Here is a 22,769-nt window from a genome sequence, read left to right as displayed (position 1 = left end):
CCTATGTATCGGACTGCTTTGATTGTAGCCGGGGGGAAGGGACTCCGCATGGGAAGTGAACTTCCCAAACAGTTTCTTCCCATTGGCGGAAAGCCTGTATTGATGCATACGTTGGAAGCTTTTCATCGATTCGATAAGAGAATGCAGCTTATTCTCGTATTGCCCCGGGAACAGCAGGGGTTTTGGCGGGAACTGTGTGAAACGCATGGATTTAACATCAGGCATGAAATTGCCGATGGAGGTGAAACCCGTTTCCACTCGGTTAAAAACGGATTGGCTTTGATAAACGGTATCGGTGGTATGGTGGGGGTGCATGACGGTGTTCGTCCTTTCGTATCGCAGGAAGTGATTGCCCGTTGTTTCCGGGAAGCTGCTGTGCGAAAAGCCGTAATTCCTGTCATCGATGTTGTAGAAACCGTGCGCCATCTCACAGGATCAGGCAGTGAGACTGTAAACCGTAATGATTATAAACTGGTTCAAACTCCCCAGGTATTCGATGCCGATTTACTGAGAAGAGCTTATGAACAAGAGTTTACTCCCTTTTTTACTGATGATGCCTCCGTGGTAGAGGCTATGGGAGTTCCTGTCCATCTGGTGGAGGGAAACCGTGAAAATATAAAAATAACTACTCCATTTGATTTGAAAGTAGCTTCAGCCTTGTTGTAATGTTCGATTTAGCTACACGAGACATAAAGTACTTATCCGGTGTTGGTCCGCAAAAAGCTGCGGTTCTGAATAAAGAGTTGGAGATTTATTCATTGCATGATCTGCTCTATTATTTTCCTTATAAATATGTAGACCGGAGTCGCATCTATTACATTCATGAAATAGATGGTAATATGCCGTATATACAGTTGAAGGGAAAGATACTTGGCTTTGAAACTTTTGGTGAAGGGCGGCAGAGAAGATTATTAGCACATTTCTCGGATGGCACAGGAGTCGTTGACCTCGTGTGGTTTCAGGGTATAAAGTATGTCACAGGTAAGTATAAACTTCACGAAGAATATATTATCTTTGGTAAGCCGACCGTGTTTAACGGAAGAATTAACGTAGCCCATCCCGATATAGATAATCCCGCTGATTTGAAATTGTCATCAATGGGACTCCAACCTTATTATAATACAACGGAGAAGATGAAACGTAGCTTTCTCAACTCCCATGCCATTGAAAAGATGATGGCAACCATTATCGGACAGATTCAGGAGCCTTTGCCCGAGACACTTTCACCTAAACTAATTGCCGACCATCATCTGATGCCTTTGACGGAAGCTTTACGGAATATTCATTTTCCTTCTAATCCGGAACTGTTGAGGAAGGCGCAATATCGTCTTAAGTTTGAAGAGCTCTTTTATGTACAGCTCAATATTCTGAGATATGCCAAAGACCGGCAACGTAAATACCGCGGTTATGTTTTCGAAACAGTCGGTGAAATCTTCAATACATTTTATTCTAAGAATCTTCCTTTCGAACTGACCGGGGCTCAAAAGCGAGTTTTGAGAGAAATCCGGCAGGACGTCGGTTGCGGAAAGCAAATGAATCGTCTGTTGCAGGGGGATGTGGGAAGTGGGAAAACACTGGTGGCCTTGATGAGTATGCTGATTGCCCTTGATAATGGTTTTCAGGCTTGTATGATGGCGCCTACTGAGATTCTGGCTAACCAACATTACGATACAATTAAAGAGTTGTTGTTTGGAATGGATGTGCGGGTGGAACTCCTGACAGGTTCGGTGAAAGGAAAGAAACGGGAAGCTATCCTTGCGGGACTCCTGACCGGAGATGTACATATATTGATCGGTACCCACGCCGTTATTGAAGATACTGTAAATTTTGCTTCTTTAGGATTGGCTGTAATTGACGAACAACACCGCTTTGGTGTGGCACAGCGTGCCAGACTGTGGAGCAAGAGTATTCAGCCGCCCCATGTATTGGTTATGACTGCTACTCCGATTCCACGTACGCTGGCAATGACACTTTATGGTGATTTGGATGTCTCTGTCATAGATGAATTGCCTCCCGGACGTAAGCCGATCTCTACTATTCACCAGTTTGATAACCGGAGAGAAAGTTTATATCGTTCGGTACGTAAACAAATTGAAGAAGGGCGCCAGATTTATATTGTATATCCCTTGATTAAGGAGAGTGAAAAGATTGATTTGAAAAATCTTGAAGAAGGGTATTTGCATATTTGTGAGGAGTTTCCCGACTGTAAGGTTTGTAAAGTGCATGGCAAAATGAAACCTGCCGAGAAAGATGCGCAGATGCAACTTTTTATTTCGGGTGAAGCGCAGATTATGGTAGCTACTACAGTGATTGAAGTAGGAGTGAATGTGCCTAACGCTTCGGTGATGATTATCGAAAATGCCGAACGCTTCGGACTTTCACAGTTACATCAGTTGCGTGGCCGGGTAGGGCGTGGAGCCGACCAATCATATTGCATTCTGGTCACTACCTATAAGCTGACTGAAGAGACCCGGAAACGTCTGGAAATAATGGTACGCACCAATGACGGATTTGAAATAGCTGAAGCCGATCTTAAACTCCGGGGACCAGGTGACTTGGAAGGTACACAGCAAAGTGGTATTGCTTTCGACTTAAAGATTGCGGATATTGCCCGTGACGGTCAACTCTTGCAATACGTGCGTAATATCGCAGAAGAAATAACGGATGCCGATCCGGGTGGCGTGTTGCCGGAGAATGAAATTCTATGGCGGCAGCTGAAAGCATTGCGCAAGACGAATGTTAACTGGGCTGCCATTAGCTGAAAAACGGTTAAACATGTAGCTTTTTTACATAAACATGTTGCATAACATATTTCTCTTTATTTCCTCTGTTTATGGAGGTTTAGAGAAATATTTCTTTAATTCTGCTATTTATCCTTATAAAAAATAGTTAAGAGGATACCTGCCGTTTCGCTTAGAAATGCTATCTTTGGGGGAATTTTAAAATAAATGAGCACTTTAACCTTTTGAAACTGTACGTTATGATGGAAAAAACATTGGTCATTCTGAAACCTTGTACTCTTCAGCGAGGACTGGTTGGCGAGATTACTCGTCGTTTTGAGCGTAAAGGATTGCGTTTGGCAGGAATGAAAATGATGCAGTTGACAGATGAAGTGTTAAGTGAGCATTATTCACACCTTAGTTCGAAACCATTCTTTCAGCGAGTGAAAGATTCTATGATGACGGCTCCCGTTATCGTTTGTTGTTTTGAAGGTGTGGATGCTATTCAAGCCGTTCGTGCATTGGCAGGACCAACTAACGGACGTCTGGCAGCCCCGGGGACCATTCGCGGAGATTATAGTATGAGCTTTCAAGAGAACATTGTTCATACCTCTGATTCGCCGGAAACCGCAGTTGTCGAATTAAACAGATTCTTTAAACCGGAAGAAATATTCGATTACAAACAGGCTACTTTTGACTACCTGTATGCAAATGACGAATATTGATTGAATTGAATTAAACAAGACGAATGAATTTCAATTGCATTAAAACAGTAATGATTGCCGCTGCGGCTATGATCAGCCTGAACTCTTTTTCTCAGGATTTGATTGCCCGTCAGGCACCGATTGACAGAAAATTAAAAAGTGTAGATTCATTAGCATTGCAGAAACAGATTCGCGCAGAACAGTCTGAATATCCTGCACTGAGTCTCTATCCTAATTGGAACAACCAGTACGTACATGCTTACGGAAAGGATGCTATAATTCCCGATTCTTATACAATCGATCTCACGGGTTTCCATATGCCTACTCCCAGTACCCGTATCACTTCTCCCTTCGGACCACGTTGGAGAAGAATGCATAATGGACTTGACATCAAAGTGAACATTGGAGATACTATTGTAGCTGCTTTCGACGGAAAGGTACGTATTGTGAAGTATGAACGTAGAGGTTATGGTAAATATGTCGTTATTCGTCACGACAATGGACTGGAAACCGTATACGGTCACTTATCCAAACAGCTTGTAGAAGAGAACCAATTGGTAAAAGCCGGTGAACCCATTGCCTTGGGAGGAAATACCGGACGTTCAACGGGATCTCACTTGCATTTTGAGACCCGTTTCCTGGGTATTGCCATCAATCCTGCATTAATGTTCGACTTCCCGAAACAGGATATCGTTGCCGATACATATACATTCAGAAAAACAAGAGGTTACGAACGTAACAAAGCCGGTTCACATGATACTAATATAGCATCGGACGGCGAAATCAGATATTACAAGGTTAAGAAAGGCGACAGTTTGTCCAGAATCGCTAAACTGCGCGGTGTTTCAGTTAGCACACTTTGCAAGTTGAATCGTATTACCACGAAGACAACACTTCGTCCGGGGCAAGTATTGCGCTGTTCATAATAGTTATACTACATAGACGGAAGAGGGCACTTTAATATTATTTAGAGTGCCCTCTTTTCATTTTTCTTTAATTATTGTTACCTTTGCACACTATTTGTAAGGAAATGAAAGATACCAGGCAACAATTTGAACATGTCATAGCATTATGCCGTGACCTATTCTCTAAGAAACTGCATGATTACGGTCCTGCATGGCGTATTCTGCGTCCTGCTTCCGTAACAGATCAGATATTTATCAAAGCCAACCGTATTCGTAGTATTGAAGTAAAAGGGGTGACTCTTGTCGACGAAGGAATCCGTTCCGAGTTTATTGCTATTGTCAACTATGGTATTATCGGGTTGATACAATTGGAACTCGGATATGCAGAGTCGGCTGATATAACAGTAGATGAAGCATTGGCTTTGTACGATAAGCATGCAAAGGAAGCATTGGAATTGATGCTTGCCAAGAATCATGATTATGATGAGGCATGGCGCAGTATGCGCGTTAGCTCGTATACTGATTTGATACTGATGAAGATTTATCGTACCAAGCAGATAGAGAGCCTTGCCGGTCAGACATTGGTATCAGAAGGCATTGACGCTAATTACATGGATATGATTAACTATTCTGTTTTCGGATTGATTAAGATAGAATTTGAAGGATAAGGAGCTACATATTATTCAGAAAGTATGGACCAATCTGTGCCGCTTCGTGCTGGCAGGGGTGTTCATCTTTTCAGGATTCGTGAAAGCAGTCGATCCGTTGGGATCGGAATATAAGATACAAGATTATCTGGATGCTTTCGGGATGGGAACGTGGTTTCCGGCCTTTTTCCCTTTGTTGGCGGGTATTGTTTTGTCAGCTGTCGAGTTTTCGGTAGGTGTGTTTCTGTTTTTTGGTATCCGGAAAACAACCGCTACCTGGTTGGCTTTGTTGCTGATGATCTGTATGACCCCTCTTACTCTGTATTTGGCATTGGCTAATCCGGTATCCGATTGTGGTTGTTTCGGTGACGCTTGGGTATTGACAAACTGGCAAACATTTTGGAAGAATGTTATTTTGCTGATTGCAGCAATTTCCGTTTTCCGGTGGAAGCATCAGATGATCCGTTTTATCAGTGCTAAGATGGAATGGCTCGTATCTTTATATACTTTCCTGTTTGTGTTTGCGCTTTCGTTCTATTGTCTGGGCAACTTGCCGATACTGGATTTTCGTCCTTATAAGATAGGGAAGAATATTCCGGAAAACATGAGTATCCCGGCAGGGGCAAAGCCGACGGTTTACGAGAGTGTTTTCGTGTTGGAGAAGAATGGTGAAAAGAAAGAGTTCTCGTTGGAAAATTATCCCGATAGTACCTGGAAATTCATTGAAGCGCGGACCGTTGTGAAAGAGAAAGGTTATGAGCCTTCTATCCATGATTTCTCAATGACTAATCTTGAAACAGGTGAAGATATTACAGATAAAGTACTGGCAGATAAAAACTATACATTCTTATTGGTAGCCCATCGGATTGAAGAGGCAGATGACAGTAACATCGATCTGATAAATGAGATTTATGATTATGCGGTAGAGCATGGTTATGGCTTTTACTGCCTGACCTCTTCGCTGGATTATCAGATAGAACAATGGAAAGATAAAACCGGAGCGGAATATCCGTTCTGCCTGATGGATGATATTACGTTGAAAACGATGATACGTTCCAATCCGGGACTGATGCTGATTAAAGAAGGTACCATTTTAAATAAATGGAGTGATAGTGAATTGCCTGATGAATATGCCCTGACTGACAAACTGGAAAACCTTGAGCTGGGAAAACAGAAACAAAAGAGCGATGTGCATACGATCGGTTATGTACTCCTTTGGTTTGCTATCCCTTTATTGATGGTTCTGGGAGTTGATATTCTGGTTGTGAAGCGTCTTGAAAAGAAACGTAAAAAAGCTGCTGACAAAGCTGCCGGAAATTTACAAGTCTCTTCTGAAACGCAGAAGAATGAATAATTGAATCGTAAATTTATTAACCCTTTTAATAAAAAACAAAATGAGAAAAAACATTGTTGCAGGAAACTGGAAAATGAACAAAACCCTCCAAGAGGGTATTGCTCTTGCAAAAGAACTGAATGAAGCATTGGCTAACGAAAAGCCTAACTGTGATGTTATCATCTGTACTCCGTTTATCCACCTTGCTTCTGTAACTCCTCTTGTAGATGCTGCCAAGATTGGTGTTGGTGCTGAAAACTGCGCTGATAAAGAATCAGGTGCTTACACAGGTGAAGTTTCAGCCGCTATGGTTGCTTCTACAGGTGCTAAATATGTCATCCTGGGTCACTCAGAACGTCGTGCTTACTACGGTGAAACAGTTGAAATCCTGAAAGACAAAGTGAAATTGGCTTTGGCTAACGGTTTGACTCCTATTTTCTGTATCGGTGAAGTTCTGGAAGAACGCGAAGCTAACAAACAGAACGAAGTGGTTGCTGCTCAGTTAGAATCTGTATTCGATCTTTCTGCAGAAGACTTTGCTAAGATCGTTTTGGCTTACGAACCGGTTTGGGCTATCGGTACAGGTAAAACTGCTACCCCTGACCAGGCACAGGAAATCCATGCATTTATCCGTTCTGCTGTAGCCGGAAAATATGGAAAAGAAATTGCCGACAACACTTCTATCCTTTACGGTGGTAGCTGTAAACCTTCTAATGCAAAAGAACTGTTTGCCAACCCGGATGTTGACGGTGGCTTGATCGGTGGTGCTGCTTTGAAGGTTGCCGATTTCAAAGGTATCATTGATGCATTCAACTAATTAAAAGATTAAGAACTGGAAGTTGGGAATGTTGGTTATACCAATCAATCCATTCTCAATTTTCAGTTCTCCATTCCTCAATTGACAAGCTTATGAAGAAATTGAGCTTACTGTTTTTACTATTGGTTCTTGCGGCAGGTGTACAGGCTCAAAGCGATATTGTGAAGAGTCTGGAACGTAACGTGCCGGGGCAAGGGAAAGTGACCATTCATCAAGATCCACGCATTGCAGCTTTATTGGGTAGTGTTCCTCCCAGTACCGGTGAACAGAAGATACTCAAGTCTTCCGGATACCGGATACAGACTTATGCCGGCAACAATACTCGCCAGGCCAAGAACGAGGCGCATAACGTAGGCTCCCGGGTTAAGGAGTATTTTCCGGAACTTTCCGTTTATACCTCTTTCAATCCTCCCCGCTGGTTGTGCAGGGTAGGCGATTTTCGTAGTATCGAAGAAGCTGATGCCATGATGCGCAAGCTGAAAGCAACCGGTGTGTTTAAGGAAGTCTCTATTGTTAAAGATCAAATCAATATCCCCCTGTAATTATGTTAGAAAAAGAAGAAATCAATTCTCCGGCTTTGGAGGATTTAAAGAAGCATTATCGCAGTATTATCACTCTTTTAGGTGAGGATGCCGAACGGGAAGGTTTACTGAAGACCCCCGAACGTGTTGCTAAAGCTATGTTGACTCTGACCAAAGGTTATCACATGGATCCGCATGAAGTGCTTCGTTCGGCTAAGTTTCAGGAAGAATACAGCCAGATGGTGATTGTGAAAGATATCGATTTCTTCTCTCTTTGCGAACATCACATGCTGCCTTTCTACGGCAAAGCGCATGTGGCTTATATTCCTAACGGTTATATCACCGGACTTAGCAAGATAGCTCGGGTGGTAGATATTTTCTCTCACCGGTTGCAAGTGCAGGAGCGCATGACGCTCCAGATTAAAGAGTGCATCCAGGAAACCCTCAATCCATTGGGAGTGATGGTTGTCGTTGAAGCCAAACACATGTGTATGCAGATGCGTGGTGTTGAGAAACAAAATTCTGTAACTACTACTTCCGATTTTACAGGTGCTTTCAACCAGGCTAAAACCCGCGAAGAGTTTATGAATCTGATTCGTCAGAGATAAGTCTGGTGTAGTATATTATTGGTATATAGGGGCAATCGCGCTGAATTTATTAGTATTTAAGTTTGTTTATATAGCTTTTGTTTTTTATTTTTGTGCTAAATGAATTAACTTTTATTTTAGCGTATGCCCTCCAATTCCAGTGACTTAATCCGGTTCAACAAGTTCTTTTCCGAAAATCAGCAACGGTTTATCCGGTTTGCATGGACTTATACGCGTGACGAGATCGTAGCCGAAGATATCGTTATGGAGGCTTTAATGTCCTATTGGGAAAACCGTCTTAAGATCTCTTCTGAGATCAATCCTTCTGCCTATGTCCTTACGGTCGTAAAGAATAAGTGCCTTAATCATCTCCGCCATTTACAATTGGTCAATGAAGTGTCCGATCGCGTCAGTTCTCATTCAGAATGGGAGTTGTCCAATCGTATCGCCACTTTGGATGCCTGTGAACCCAGTGCTTTATTTGCCGGAGAGGTGCAGAACATTATCGATCATGTGATTTCCCGTCTGTCCGCCAATACCGCCCGGATTTTTGTTCTGAGCCGTTACGAAAATAAATCCCACAAAGAAATAGCCGAGATAATGGGAATGACTGTAAAAGGCGTTGAATTTCATATCTCTAAAGCCACTAAAGAGCTTCGTGTAGCTCTGAAGGACTATCTGGTCTTGTTCCCTTTCTTATATGACTTCCTCACTTAAAAACCATTCAGAAAAATGTATTACGGGTATCAGAAGAAGGTACTGCCCATAAAAAAAAGAACTTTTTTACTAGGGAGGCAATCTGTTTGCGTGTTATTAAGATGAATGCAGATAAAAACAGACCTATGAAAATAGAAAAAGAAATATTATATCGCTACTTTAACGGGGATGCCGGTCCTGAAGAAGAAAAGAAGATCCGCCAGTATATTGAAGCTTCCGAAGAAAACTGGAAGGAATATCTTCGGGAGAGGAAATTCTTCGATACGATTATTCTGAAGGAGCGGGCCGTTTCTGTCCAAAAGCAGGCCGGGCGACGACGGATGATCCGTAGAATCGGTTTTGAATGCCTGAAGGTGGCGGCTGTTCTGCTGATTGCCTTGGGGACAACGTATTTTTGGCTTAACCGACCCTCCGAAACAGAATCGAGAAGTGTGGTCAGCACTTTGAAGGGACAGATGGCGAACATCACTCTTCCCGACGGCAGCCGTGTCTGGCTTAACTCCAATACCCGAATTGAGTATCCGCAAAACTTTGCAGATAAAAGACGTGACGTAGAGATAGACGGCGAAGCCTATTTTGAGGTAACGCATGATGCAAAGAAACCCTTTGTGGTACATACTTCCGAAAAAGAACAGATTGAAGTACTCGGCACCCGGTTTTATGTAGAAGCCTATTCGGGTACCAAGGAGTTTGAGGCAGCCTTGATAGAGGGAAGTGTCCGTGTGAAAGCAGGCAATTCCCAGTTAACGCTGCGTCCTTCGTACAAAGCCGTACTTAAAGGGGGCAAAATGACTGTCGAAAAAATTACCGATTTTGATACTTACCGTTGGCGTGAAGGACTGATTTGTTTTAAGAGTAAACGGTTTACTGAAATACTGCGAGAGTTTGAAAAGTATTATGGTGTCGGGATAGGATTTGATGCCGCCAAAGTAGACAATCCGGTACTCACTGTCAAGTTCCGCTTGTCCGACGGAATAGAATATGCATTACGTGTTTTGCAGAGGGACGTGAACTTTAAGTACGTCCGGGATGATGAGAAGAATACATTTACCATTAAATAAATTGTTGAACCTTTAATAAGAATACTGCCTATGAAGAATACCGCTTAAATCTGATTGAAACAAAAGGCCGGTAAGTACTGCAATACCTACCAGCCTAAAGGAGAAACATTCTTCTTTTACTTGAAAAAGAAAAATATTAAATGAATTTATAAAGCAAAGATATGAAAAATACTCGTTGCACGGATTTTTATATACCTAAAAATTCGTCAATCAAACCATTATTTAAAACTATGAGAGTCACTACATTCTTACTTTTCTTTTGTGTATTCGGTGCCATGGCAGGTACTGTCAATTCTCAGAATGCAAGAGTGTCCATTAAAAAAACGAATGTCCCTTTAGAGGAAATACTGAATGAGATAGAACGTCAGACAGATTACCTGTTTATGTACTCGAATGCTGTCGATGTGAAAAGACACGCATCAATCCATGTTTCAGAGAAACCCGTATCGGAGGTCCTGAATCAGTTGCTTGGAAATCAAGTCTTGTACGAGATGGAAGGAACACACATCATTTTGTCCGACAAGCACAGCCCCCGGAATACGATAATCGTACAGCAGGAAGACAAAATTCCGGTGAAAGGGAAGATTACCGACATGGCGGGTGAGCCCATCATAGGTGCCAGTATACTTGAGAAGGGCACTACCAACGGAATTATAACAGATCTCAACGGCGGCTTTTCGTTGGATGTATCTCCGGGAGCCATACTTGTCATCTCGTATATCGGATATGCCAAACAAGAAGTCAAAGTGATTCCCGGCAAGACTCTGAAGATAAAGATGAAAGAAGATGCCGAGTTGCTGGACGAAGTTGTTGTCGTGGGTTACGGTACGCAGAAGAAAGTAAACCTGACAGGTGCTGTTGAGACCATCGAGTCGGATGTCATTGAAAACCGTCCCATCCGTAGTGCCACGGATGCACTTCAGGGAACAGTATCGGGGCTGACAGTCAGTTCGGGTACCGGAAAGCCCGGAGAGTTTGCCTCTTTCAAGATACGTGGAAACACTTCCATCAATAGCGCCGGTGCTTTAGTGATTATCGACGGTATGCCGGGAGATATTAATGTGGTAAATCCACAGGATATTGAAACCATTTCAATATTGAAAGATGCCGCTTCTGCTGCTATTTATGGTGCACGTGCTGCCGAGGGAGTGGTATTGGTGACTACTAAGAAGGGGGCTTCGGAGAAGGTGAAGGTAGAGTATACCGGTAATTTTTCTTTTAATTCTCCTACGCGTTTACCTGAAAGCAATACGGGATTGGACCATGCATTATTATCCAACGTTGCATTTGCCAATGCCGGATTGGCTGCTCCTTTTTCACAGAAAGCAATTGATGCTATTAAAGATCCCAATACCATTGCTATTCCTAACGGTAAAGAGTGGATATATACTTCGGATGTGGACTGGATCGGTCTGATGATGGATCATAGTTTTCAGCAGACCCATAACCTAACTATTTCGAAAGCATCTGATCGTTTGAAGTATCTCTTTTCCATCGGCTGGCTTGATCAGAATGGAATGTTTTCTGAATATGGTCCTGACAATTATGACCGTATTAATCTCCGCTCAAATATCAGTGTTGAATTGATAAAGAACAAGCTGTCGTTTGATAGCCGTATCAGCTATTCACGGGGAGTAAACCTCTATCATGCTGCCGAAGGTTCGTGGTCAATTCCTTATATCACTTTTATACAGGCCGGTCCCAATATGCCTATTTATGATCCGAATGGAAATTATTCCCGCCACCGAATGCAGTTGAATCCGATTCAGGCCTTGAAAGAAGGCGGTGAAGGGCGTACCCGTAATCAACGGATTGAAGGAGTATTTACTTTAGAGTATAAACCGGTGAAAGGTCTTTCTCTACGGGCCGTCGGAGGTGCGAATATTCTTGACGGACAAAAAAAGGAATGGCGTAGAGCTTATGGAAAATATGGTGTGGAAGGTTTAATCTCGACTGCTTTTGGACAGAAAAGCCCGAACTCTGTAACGCAGAACAATTCCCATCGACAATATCTGACCGGGCAACTGATTGCCGAATACAAAGGTGTATTTGGAAAACACGATATTAATGTTCTTGGAGGATGGTCGGCAGAAGAGAATCTGTATGAAGATCTTCAGGGAAAACGTACCGATATCATAGGAAATGAACTGCCTGCGCTTAATCTGGGTGATACGGACGGATGGTCGAATGGTGCCGATGAAAATGAATGGGCATTGGTTTCAGGATTCATGCGTATGAATTATGCGTTTGCTTCCAAATATCTGGTTGAGGCCAACTTCCGTGCGGACGCTTCTTCACGTTTTTCAAAAAAGCACAGATGGGGTGTATTTCCTTCCGCTTCGGTCGGCTGGCGAATTACGGAAGAGAAGTTCATGAAGAATCAGCGCATTTTCGATAACCTGAAGCTCCGTATTTCCTGGGGACAGTTGGGAAACCAGAACGGGTTAGGAATGTATGACCATATTGCCAGTTATAATATTAAGGGGTACTATCCGTTTAAGTCGGAACTCGGACAGTGGGCCGTCATTTCCAAACTGCCATCGGAAACAAGAACCTGGGAAACGGTAGAAATGAATAATTTTGCGGTAGACATGGCGTTTCTCAGAAACCGTCTGACAGTGACCGGAGAATATTTCATCAAACGGAACAAGGACATGCTGGTCAATGTCGAGGTTCCGAGTGTGATTGGAGTCGATGTGCCTACCGGCAATTATGGAGAACTTGAAGTGAAGGGCTGGGAAGTGACCGTAGGCTGGCAAGACCGGATTAAAGACTTTTCCTATAGTGCCCGTTTCAACTTATCCGATCAGAAAGATAAGCTCGTCGATTACGGAGTGGAGTATAACGGATTTGTGGCCGGTGTCAATCAGAAAGTTCAGGGATATTCTCTGGGGGCAATCTTCGGATACCGCACCGACGGATATTTCACGTCTGAAGAGGAAGTTAAGAATTCGGCTGCTTATAATAAATCTATTACCGGTGTAGGTGATATTAAGTATGTTGATAAAGACGGAGATGGAAAGATTTCAGCTCCTAACGATCTGGAATATCTGGGCACCACCACTCCGCGGTACACCTTTGGATTGAATCTGACTGCGGCATGGAAAGGGTTCGATCTGGGAATACTGTTCCAGGGTGTAGGCAAAAGAAATTTTTATTTGTCGAGTGAGGTGATGAATCCCTATTATGCTACTTGGAATAACTTCTCCTATAAGATGCACAATGACTATTGGACTCCGGAGAATCCGAATGCAGCCTTTCCGCGCTATTATGCCGGGGCCAATCATAACTATCAGATTTCCGACCACTGGTTGCAGAATGCGGCTTACGTACGTCTGAAAAATCTGCAACTGGGATATACGATAGATCCGAAACTGACCAAATCATGGGGCATCCAGCGCTTGAGAGTCTATTTTAGCGGCGATAACCTTTGTGAGTATAGCAAACTGAACGATAACTTCGATCCGGAGCTGTCTAATGTAGACGGATATGTATATCCTATCATGAGAAACTTTTCATTTGGACTAAACGTGACATTTTAATTCTTGAATTATGAAGATGAAAACTATATATCTTTGGTTGCTGACTGCAATCGTATTGTGTGGCTGTAGCGATTTCCTGGATCGGGAACCTAAAACCAATCTTTCACCTGCCAGCTTCTGGAAGTCGGAAAGCGATTTGAGACTGGCCACCAATGTGTTTTATCAGAATATGAATCGTTCGTATACATTAGATAACCAGAGTGCGGACGGTTTTGCTAACGTGAGCAATCAAGTCAGTTCGGGAACTCAGAGTCCGGGCAATACAGATGCTATCTGGACTGCGGCGTATAAGCAAATCCGGAATGCCAATAATTTTCTGGAGAATTATCAGAATGCCGAAGTCTCGGATGCCGTCAAGAACCGTTATGCCGGTGAAGCCCGGTTCTTCAGAGCCTATTTCTATTTTAATTTAGTGAAGCGTTTTGGTGATGTTCCCTATGTACTGAGCACGCTCGATATGGACTCGGAAGAATTGATGGGCCCCCGCACTCCTAAAGAACAAGTGATTGCAGGTATCATCGAAGACCTTGAATTTGCGGAGACCCACATTCCGCTGAAAAGCAAATTGTCTACCGACGTGGGACGACTGACCAAGGGAGCCGCCCAGGCAATGCTTGCCCGTGTGGCGCTCTATTGCGGCACGAGAAATAAGTTCCACGGTGACGGAGAGTATAAGAAATATCTTCAGATAGCCAAAGAAGCCAGTAAGCGGCTGATTGACACGAAAGAATATTCTTTGTATAAAGATTACCGCGATCTGTTCCTGCTGCCCGGAGAAGACTCGGACGAGCACATTCTTTCATATCGTTATTCTGCTGAGGCCGATACATACAATTCCCGTATCCGCGCTACGATAGCCGATCCCTCTCACACCCCTACCAAAGTGCTGGCCGATGCATTTCTCTGTAAAGACGGGCTTCCTGTGGAGAAGTCTGCTTATAAAGTAGAATATCTGCCTGCCGGTAAGGAGTTTGAGAACCGCGACCCGCGTATGGCACTTACTCTCTGGAAACCGGGAGATCCGTTCCTGGGAAAACCGTTTGTACCCAACCTTTCGAGCCAGACACGTACCGGATACATGTTCAAGAAGTATGGTGACGAAGAATCTTACTCGAATATGAAGTCGCGGATTGATGAAATACTGATTCGTTATGCCGAAGTGTTGCTTATCTATGCTGAGGCTTGTTTTGAACTGGAAGATAAGATCTCGGATGCCGACCTGAACCTTTCCGTCAACCGGCTCCGTGCCCGTTTCGAAGGTCATCCCGACCAACTGCCTGCCTTGACCAATGCTTTTGTAGAACAGCATGGTTTGAGCATGCGCGAAGAAATCCGCCGGGAACGCAGGGTGGAACTGGCTGCCGAATCGTTCCGTTACGATGACATTATCCGCTGGAAAACAGCCGAATCGGAATTACCGGTAGCCATCTTGGGTGCGAAGTTTGACTCGGCGCTCTATCCGACAACTATACCGGGAAAAGACGTAACTTTGGATAAGAACGGCTTTTTGTTGGTACAGAAAGCAGAAAGCCGTACATTTGATGTTTCGAAACATTATCTCTTCCCATTGCCGCTTCGTGAGGTATCGTTGAATCCGGCATTAGAGCAGAACCCCGGGTGGTGAGGCCGGATGACTGATATCGAGGATATATTCCATAAATAAAAAAAGTATGTAATGAAAACAAATCGAGCTTTTAAAGAAATTTGTGTGTTAGGCGGCTTGGCATATTCCGTTTGCGGAGTGGCTCAGGAGCGTCCGAATATTATTGTTTTTCTGGTTGATGATATGGGACTGATGGATACTTCCGTTCCCTTTCTGACAGATGAAAATGGTCAGCCGACGCGCCATCCCCTGAATGACTGGTATCATACTCCGAATATGGAAAGACTGGCTAAACAAGGTATTTGTTTTTCTACTTTTTATGCGCAAAGTGTAAGTTCCCCCTCCAGAGCTTCAATTATGACCGGACAAAATGCGACAAGGCACGGTGTCACCAACTGGATTAATGCCGAAAGCAATAACCGGACTCCTTTCGGGCCGCCCGAATGGAACTGGAAAGGTCTCAGGGAAGATATGCCCACTATGCCGAAAGTTTTGCAGCAGGCCGGGTATAAGACCATCCATGTCGGAAAGGCACATTTTGGTTGTATGGGTAGCGAAGGAGAGAATCCGCTGCATCTTGGTTTTGATGTAAATATCGCCGGTTCCGGCATAGGACATCCCGGCAGCTATTATGGCGAATGGGGATATGGGCATATCAAGGGGGAAAAGGCAAGGGCGGTTCCCGACCTGGAAAAGTATCATGGGACGGACATCTTTCTAAGTGAAGCTTTGACGATAGAAGCGAACCGGGAGATAACCAAGGCGGTAGAAGAAAAGCGTCCTTTTTATCTGAATATGGCTCATTATGCGGTCCATGCGCCTTTTCAGGCAGATAAACGCTTTTTGTCACGGTATACCGATCCGGATAAGAGCGAACAGGCAAGGGCGTTTGCTACTTTAATAGAAGGCATGGATAAATCCTTGGGGGATATTATGGACCAACTTGAGAAGTTGGGAATTGCCGAAAATACCTTGATCTTCTTTTTAGGAGATAATGGTGGCGACGCCCCTCTGGGAGATGAACGCGGATATGGCTCTTCTGCTCCGTTGAGAGGGAAAAAAGGTACGGAGTTCGAAGGAGGTATGCGTGTTCCTTTTATTGCGGGCTGGGCAAAGCCTGAGAAAGAGAGTAAAGTGCAGAAGCGTTTACCGATTGAAGCGGGAGGTATGCAGACACAGTTGGGGACAATAATGGATATTTATCCGACAGTGTTGGCCGTGGCCGGATGTAAAGCTCCTCAGGGCTATGCGATAGATGGATTCGACCTCAAAAAGCAATTAAGCGGTAAAGTAAACCGGAGGCGTCACGAGTCTTTCTTGATGCACTTTCCGCATGCTCACCGTGGCAATTACTTTACGACATATCGTATGGGGGACTGGAAACTGATTTATTATTATCTTCCCGAGACCCCGCAACAACCGAAGGCTCTGCTTTACAATCTGAAGGATGATCCTGAAGAAAGGAATGAACTCTCTTCTGCGTATCCCGATAAGTGTAAAGAGATGATCCGGAAAATGTCTGACCAGTTGGTAAAGGAAGGAGCTCTTTATCCGGTAGATAAGCAAGGAAATGAACTGAAGCCCTTTGTCTACTTCTGACAAGTGAAGGTTTACTGATACATCAAGAGGGTGTGTCGAGACTCACATTTTTTCGACGCACCCTCTTTTTTGTTACAAACTGTATGTGTATCCGCTTCTTTAAGAAAGAGATGACGGTGCATAACCGGATGTGGTCAGCGCAACACCACCCGGTCGCCCAGGCGTTTGGCCATCAGGTTCTGTATTTCCTTCATCTCCTTATACCGTTGCATGACGGCGTCACATTGAGCGTTGTCATTGGCTATCGCAGGATCTTGCAGCGCATACATGATGTGCTTCAGTTCTTCTGCCACGATGGCATTCTTGAAGTTGATCATCAGCATCGGAACCATTTCGTACAAACGTTCTTCGTCCGTTACCAGCTTTTGTGTTTTCGAGTGATATTTACTCAGTTGATACCGGTCGCTTGCCAGTTCGGTGGCTATTGTGCTGATAGCCGGATCGGGGTGCGCCACAAAGAAACGTTCGGAGGCGAACTCCTGTTCGCGGATATGTTCGGCGGCTTCCGAGAGGATACGGCGGTGCAGCGGGTTATGGAACGCCAGTTCGTCTTCTTTCAGGTCGTTGATGACATACTCCACCACTGTGACCGGTACTTCGTTCCCCTCTTCATCCGTCATGTTGCACATCACCCTTTCTCCGTAGCGGATGATCATCTGGATGATAAGGCGTTCGTATTTGTAGAACTCCTGTCCCTCTTTGCCCTCCTGAGGGATAAACGACTGGTAGGTATCGATTTCTGCCTCTTCCGGCGGAAATGGAGGAGGTATCTCGCCTGCTTCCGGTACCGGAGCATGGTTGGTGACGGCCGGTTTATTCCCTTTTTCGGCCTGAAGTTCACGGCGCTTGGCCACTTCCGAAACCAACAGTTTGTCTTCTATCCGCAATAACTGTCCGCACTCTTTGATATAAACATCCCTGACGATGGCTTCCGGAATGACCGCGATGCTGCGTACGATGTCGTTTATCAGTTCCGCCCGTTTCATCGGATCTTTGCCCGCATCCTCCATCAGGAGTTGTGCCTTGAAACGTATAAAGTCCGTTTCGTGTTCCTGTATAAAGTTCTGGAACTCCGTGGCGTTGTGTTTCCTTGCAAAAGAGTCCGGGTCGTCGCCGTCGGGCAAGAGGCATACTTTGATGTTCATTCCCTCTTCGAGCAACATGTCTATACCCCGGATTGACGCTTTGATTCCCGCCATGTCGCCGTCATAGAGCACGGTGATATTGTTGGTGAAACGGTGAATCAGCCGGATCTGTCCCGGTGTCAGGGACGTACCGGAAGAGGCCACTACGTTTTCCACCCCCGACTGGTGCATCGAGATCACGTCCGTATATCCTTCCACAAGGAAGCAGCGGTCCTGCTTTACGATGGCCTGTTTGGCAAAGTAGATGCCGTAAAGTTCGTTGCTTTTATGATAAATTTCCGACTCCGGAGAGTTGACATACTTGGCGAGTTTCTTGTTTTCCGTACTGAGCACACGCCCGCCGAACGCAACCACTTTGCCCGAAAGCGTGTGGACCGGGAACATGACACGACCCCAGAAGCGGTCACGCAGTTTATGGTCGTCCGTCTCATAGCAAAGCCCCGTCTTTACGAGAAACTCTTTTTTGAAGCCTTTGCGCATCGCCTCCTGTGCCAGAGCGTCACGCCCTTCGGTGCTGAACCCCAGTTGGAATTTGTCGATAATATCATCACGGAAGCCTCGCTGGCGGAAGTAAGCCAGTCCGATGCTGCGTCCGTCTACGTGGTTTTTCAGGATGTTCTGGAAATAGTCGCGGGCGAAGTTGTTGACAATGAACATACTTTCTCGGTTGCTCTGCACCTCTTTCTCTTCATTGGTCAGCTCCCGTTCCTTGATTTCTATATTATATTTCTTGGCCAGATAGCGGAGTGCTTCGGGGTAGGACATCTGTTCGTGCTCCATGATAAAGTGCACCGCGTTACCGCCCTTACCGCAACTGAAGCATTTGCAAAGTCCCTTTGAGGGAGACACGCTGAACGAGGGTGTTTTCTCGTTATGGAAAGGGCAAAGTCCCACGTAGTTCACACCGCGTTTGCGCAGCGTGACGAAATCCGAAACCACTTCTACGATTTGTGCGGCATCGAGTATACGGTCTATGGTTGCCTGGTCTATCATTGTTTTATCTCCTTGCGGATGCAAATGTACGTGATATTTCTTGGATAATCAAATGGCTTTTCAGTGGATTCGGCAGGCCGTGCCGATTTATCGGATATTTGCTTTATGTCGCAAATACGGATTGTTTTGCATTAAAAAGTCAGCCAATAAGGCTTTTGTCTGGCGGATGCCCGATTGTTTTTGATCCAACGGGAGGAAGAAAAAGGAAATCGGCGGGCTTTTTCGGTTGGAGAGCCGGGCTTTTGAGTGGGCAGAGCCTTTGTCCGGGGTAAAAAGAGCCTTTGTTTTCCGAAAAAGACGGTTGCATTTCCACCGAAAGACGGTTACATTTTCCGAAAATGATTACTTCTTTTTCAAATATCTCTATATGTTTTTCATAATTACATATATTGTTCCGTTTAAGATCCGGATTTTCCCTGTTTTTCTCTCTGGTTGCTTGCCCGTCCCGGAACTTCCTTTTCTACCAGAAAGGTACTCTCGTTGCTTCTGAGTGGATAATATGATACAGGGAGAGCTCTTTTCTGCTCAATATGCTTCTTATATCGATAAATGCGATCAATCGGATCGGAGGAAAAATGAATTAGAGCCGTTTTTTCCTTTTTGCCTTTCCCTCGGGACTAAAGAATGAAAACTGAGCGTTTCTTATTATCATTTTGACATTTTGCTTGTTCTTGCTTGGTATACCTTAGGTACATCAAGAGACATTCGGGGAAATAGTTAAAATCGTCGCGATAAGATTATCATCGAAGAAAATTAGAACAGGTTCTTGCCCTTTCTAAAAAAGATATATCTTTGTGCAAACTACAATATAATTCTTTATGCAGAAGAAAATAACAAACCAATTACGTAACCTATTCCTGTTTCGCAGTCTGAAACTGTTTGTTCTTTTATCAGTACTTCCGGTATCTGCTATACGCGCTCAATTTGCTCCCGATATATTTCAAATGACAGAGGGCTATCACTATTTGTCCAACCTGCTCGATCCTCACTATAAGGCAGACGGAACTATCGATTATTATGCATTAGGGCATGTGTTGCGTCTTCACCATGTCAATAATCAGGACGGTAAACCCGAAAAAGTGGTTATAGGCATGTGGGATAAATATGACAACGATTGGGAAACGTTTCAGGAGAAAAAATACATTTATGCCAATGGTAGGCTGAAAGAAGAGCAGGTGTGGCAGCACAAGAAGCTGACCGATGACAAGGACTATCCTAAGCTGATGGCAAAAAGCTTGCATTATTTTGATGAAGCAGCAAGAAAGGACAGCATATTTACGATTATGTATCCGGACCTCCGTAGCACCCGATGCGATACGTTTGCGGTGGTGAATTGCTTGAACCGGAACGATATGCTCGATTCCACACGGACATACAGAGCAACTAACGGAACTTTGGATCTGGTAGGCAGAAGCTCTATAACTTATAAGAAAAATAAGCCTGTTTTGATAATGACCGAATCTTATTGGAAATTGGGCGAGCAGAGGGAATATTCCGATGGCACGGTGGAAGTGTTTCCGATAGATGAAGAGAATGAAGGTGAGGTGTTTGTGCAAAAGCAATATGTGTGTGTTAAATATTCCGGCTCCGGTTGTGAATACACATATATGCATGAAGACAAAGATAACCACCCTTATATGCGGCAAAACGTCAAGCTGGATTCCAAAGGAAGAATCTGCGGGGTAGATGTCTCGGTTGCCGATACGGCTTCCGTGTTGCATGCCGAATATAAATATGACGGCCTACAACGCACTTCTGTGCACAAAGTGATAAACCTGGCAGCTTTGGAAGGCATGGCAGGATTGGGAAGCATAAAAAGCATGCTTGGAGGCGGAGAATTTATGTACGATATGACTTATACGGATGATGGAACGCAGAAAATTGCTTATTATCTTTGGAGCGAGAGAGAAGAGAAGTTTGTTGATCAGCGAACTGCATGGTTGCAGTATACGCCTTCTGGTAAAATAGCCATGTCGCAAACAGATTCCTATTATGGAGGCGAATTGGATGGTAAAGAAAAGGATGTGAAAACCTATAATGAGAAAGACCAGCTTGTTCTGACACTTCATTATCGTTGGAATGAAGAGAAAAACGATTGGGAGCCATGGAGAAAGTATATATATGATTATGATAAATGGGGCAATAGAACCTTGAAGCAATGTTACGATGCAAAAGATGATGGAGAGAGCTGGCATGGCTCCGGTAATGGCAATACGGAGTGGACTTATGATGATAAAGGGCGTATGCTTTCAGAAATAAGTTACAGTTGGAGTAAAGACCATTGGATAGGCAAAAATAAAACAGTTTGGACGTATACTCCCAGTGGGAAGATAACATCCGAAAAGAAATATGACTGGGACAATGATTATCAGAAAGATTGGATGAAGGATGTCTATTATTCAACCTCTTACGATGAGAATGACAGCATACAAAATAAAACAGTTTATGAGCCTTCTCCTATAAAAACGTCGGAATCATTTCATTACTGGAAGAGTAAGTGGATGCCGATAAGGACATCGGAATTTGCATATTTCCCGAATGAGAAACAGGAAACCACTTATTATTGGAAAAATGAGGTGTGCATCCCTAACCGTTTATATAAATCCTATGCTGCGGCAGACTCTACATCGGAAAGCATCCTTGAGTGGAACCGGGATAAAAGTAAATGGGAAAATTACCGGACATATATAGAATATAACAAAGGAGATAGTATCAAGGTAGAAGAAAGATATGATTCGCAAAATGAATTTGATGTTTTTGCCGGTTATGTAAAAGTGGTTAAGCGTATAGATTTGGCTCCCGGTTATTCGAATGAGACCCACTACACATGGGATTTTGATAAAAAAGACTGGATGCCTTCCAAACGGTATAGAAGTTATTATGATAAAGAGAAAGGTTATATAAACACGGTAGAGGTTTATGACAAAGCAAGCGGAACGTGGAAAATAGAACCGGAAGATGAAGAAGAATAGAACTCACCACAGAGGACACAGAGTAACATAGAGTGATTTTTAAGTTATTGACTATCCATATTCTTATTCTGTGATAATCCGTGTAATCTGTGGTGAAAAGAGTTTTGGCACGGCTCCTTATTTAATCTTTTCCCGTATCTTCGTCAGATACTTTTTCATTCCTTCCGCATCTTTACTCGTGATAATTTCAAGCAACTGTTTCAGCTCTGTGCGGATGTTCTCTACCTGTGACGGCGTGCGCGGATTGAACAGGATTTCCTGCAATAAGTAATCATCTTCGCTCAAAAGCCCTTTTGCAATAGCCATGTGCTTCTTGAATGTGGTTCCCGGTGCCTCTTGGTGTTTCATGACAGCTGCGAAAACAAACGTCGAAACAAACGGGATAGACAAGGAGTAAGCCACTGTTTCATCATGCTCGTCGAAGGTATACTCAAAAATATTCAGGTTCAGGCTATTGTATAAGTCTTTAAAGAATACTTTCCCCAAATGATCGCTCTCACTGATGATGATGGCACTTTCGCTGCTCAGATTGCTCAGACTGGCAAAAGTAGGGCCAAACATCGGGTGAGTGGAGACATAACGGAATCCGCTTTCTTCGTAGAACTTCTTCAGTCCGGTTTTCACCGAAGCGATATCACTCAGGATACAGTCTTTGGGCAAAACAGGCAGAATTTTGCGGAAAGCGTCCAGCGTATACTTCACTGTGGCAGCATTGATCACCAGTTCCGGTTCGAACTCCTTGATCTCCTCCAATGTTGTGAAGCGATACGTGTTGTACACGAACCGAAGCTGATGCGGGTTGACGTCGAACACGGCCGTCTCGTGCTGGAAACTTAGTATGTCAGTAAAGAAGGAGCCCATCTTGCCGGCTCCCAAAATTAGAATTCGCATAATATGAATGAT

17 protein-coding genes are annotated in these 22,769 nt (G+C 44.0%); 15 read left to right on the top strand and 2 right to left on the bottom strand.

Annotated elements, in window-relative coordinates; all coding sequences use genetic code 11:
- The first annotated feature begins 3 nt into the window (after positions 1-3).
- From G7Y45_RS00685 to G7Y45_RS00620, 14 genes are all read left to right on the top strand, one after another.
- The gene (locus G7Y45_RS00685) at positions 4-666 is read left to right on the top strand and encodes a 2-C-methyl-D-erythritol 4-phosphate cytidylyltransferase (protein ID WP_005808662.1); all 663 of its coding nucleotides are present in this window, start codon (positions 4-6) and stop codon (positions 664-666) included.
- Entirely contained in the window at positions 666-2,762 is a 2,097-nt protein-coding gene (recG, locus tag G7Y45_RS00680) for an ATP-dependent DNA helicase RecG (RefSeq protein WP_005781618.1), read from the top strand. The genes G7Y45_RS00685 and recG overlap by 1 nt, the downstream gene beginning before the upstream one ends.
- A 218-nt stretch (positions 2,763-2,980) precedes the next feature.
- Entirely contained in the window at positions 2,981-3,445 is a 465-nt protein-coding gene (ndk, locus tag G7Y45_RS00675; RefSeq protein WP_005781616.1) for a nucleoside-diphosphate kinase, read from the top strand.
- A 23-nt stretch (positions 3,446-3,468) separates the two neighbouring features.
- Positions 3,469-4,350, top strand: coding sequence for a M23 family metallopeptidase (locus tag G7Y45_RS00670; RefSeq protein WP_005781615.1), 882 nt, complete (start codon positions 3,469-3,471; stop codon positions 4,348-4,350).
- A 104-nt stretch (positions 4,351-4,454) separates the two neighbouring features.
- Positions 4,455-4,997, top strand: a complete 543-nt coding sequence (locus G7Y45_RS00665) for a DUF1599 domain-containing protein (RefSeq protein ID WP_005781613.1) — start codon at positions 4,455-4,457, stop codon at positions 4,995-4,997.
- A complete protein-coding gene (locus G7Y45_RS00660; RefSeq protein WP_165017569.1) occupies positions 4,987-6,330 on the top strand; it encodes a BT_3928 family protein in 1,344 nt (447 codons plus the stop codon). The genes G7Y45_RS00665 and G7Y45_RS00660 overlap by 11 nt, the downstream gene beginning before the upstream one ends.
- Positions 6,331-6,370: 40 nt before the next feature.
- Positions 6,371-7,126, top strand: a complete 756-nt coding sequence (tpiA, locus tag G7Y45_RS00655) for a triose-phosphate isomerase (protein ID WP_005781610.1) — start codon at positions 6,371-6,373, stop codon at positions 7,124-7,126.
- A 92-nt stretch (positions 7,127-7,218) separates the two neighbouring features.
- A complete protein-coding gene (locus tag G7Y45_RS00650; protein ID WP_005781608.1) occupies positions 7,219-7,668 on the top strand; it encodes an SPOR domain-containing protein in 450 nt (149 codons plus the stop codon).
- Between the two features lie 2 nt (positions 7,669-7,670).
- Positions 7,671-8,255, top strand: a complete 585-nt coding sequence (folE, locus tag G7Y45_RS00645; protein WP_005821937.1) for a GTP cyclohydrolase I FolE — start codon at positions 7,671-7,673, stop codon at positions 8,253-8,255.
- 123 nt (positions 8,256-8,378) lie between these two features.
- The gene (locus G7Y45_RS00640; RefSeq protein WP_005781604.1) at positions 8,379-8,951 is read left to right on the top strand and encodes an RNA polymerase sigma-70 factor; all 573 of its coding nucleotides are present in this window, start codon (positions 8,379-8,381) and stop codon (positions 8,949-8,951) included.
- Between the two features lie 125 nt (positions 8,952-9,076).
- Positions 9,077-10,012, top strand: a complete 936-nt coding sequence (locus tag G7Y45_RS00635; protein WP_005808649.1) for a FecR family protein — start codon at positions 9,077-9,079, stop codon at positions 10,010-10,012.
- Positions 10,013-10,173: 161 nt separating this feature from the next.
- Positions 10,174-13,554 carry a TonB-dependent receptor gene (locus G7Y45_RS00630; RefSeq protein ID WP_165017566.1) on the top strand — a complete coding sequence of 1,127 codons (3,381 nt, stop codon included), beginning with the start codon at positions 10,174-10,176 and terminating at the stop codon, positions 13,552-13,554.
- A 16-nt stretch (positions 13,555-13,570) separates the two neighbouring features.
- Entirely contained in the window at positions 13,571-15,178 is a 1,608-nt protein-coding gene (locus G7Y45_RS00625) for a RagB/SusD family nutrient uptake outer membrane protein (protein WP_032538101.1), read from the top strand.
- Between the two features lie 51 nt (positions 15,179-15,229).
- Positions 15,230-16,756, top strand: coding sequence for a sulfatase (locus tag G7Y45_RS00620; protein WP_165017563.1), 1,527 nt, complete (start codon positions 15,230-15,232; stop codon positions 16,754-16,756).
- Positions 16,757-16,890: 134 nt separating this feature from the next.
- On the opposite strand, the gene dnaG is transcribed toward G7Y45_RS00620, so the two are convergent.
- Entirely contained in the window at positions 16,891-18,894 is a 2,004-nt protein-coding gene (dnaG, locus tag G7Y45_RS00615; RefSeq protein ID WP_032537584.1) for a DNA primase, read from the bottom strand.
- A gap of 818 nt (positions 18,895-19,712) precedes the next feature.
- On the opposite strand from dnaG, the gene G7Y45_RS00610 reads away from it, so the two are divergent.
- Positions 19,713-21,866, top strand: a complete 2,154-nt coding sequence (locus G7Y45_RS00610) for a hypothetical protein (RefSeq protein ID WP_165017561.1) — start codon at positions 19,713-19,715, stop codon at positions 21,864-21,866.
- A 117-nt stretch (positions 21,867-21,983) separates the two neighbouring features.
- On the opposite strand, the gene G7Y45_RS00605 is transcribed toward G7Y45_RS00610, so the two are convergent.
- A complete protein-coding gene (locus tag G7Y45_RS00605) occupies positions 21,984-22,757 on the bottom strand; it encodes a prephenate dehydrogenase/arogenate dehydrogenase family protein (RefSeq protein WP_005781592.1) in 774 nt (257 codons plus the stop codon).
- Positions 22,758-22,769 lie beyond the last annotated feature (12 nt).

The organism is Bacteroides sp. ZJ-18 (genome assembly GCF_011038705.2).
In the GTDB taxonomy this organism is placed as follows: Bacteria; Bacteroidota; Bacteroidia; order Bacteroidales; family Bacteroidaceae; genus Bacteroides; species Bacteroides hominis.
The sequence above is the reverse complement of the archived record's forward strand: the minus strand, read 5'-3'. Positions and strand labels throughout refer to the sequence as shown.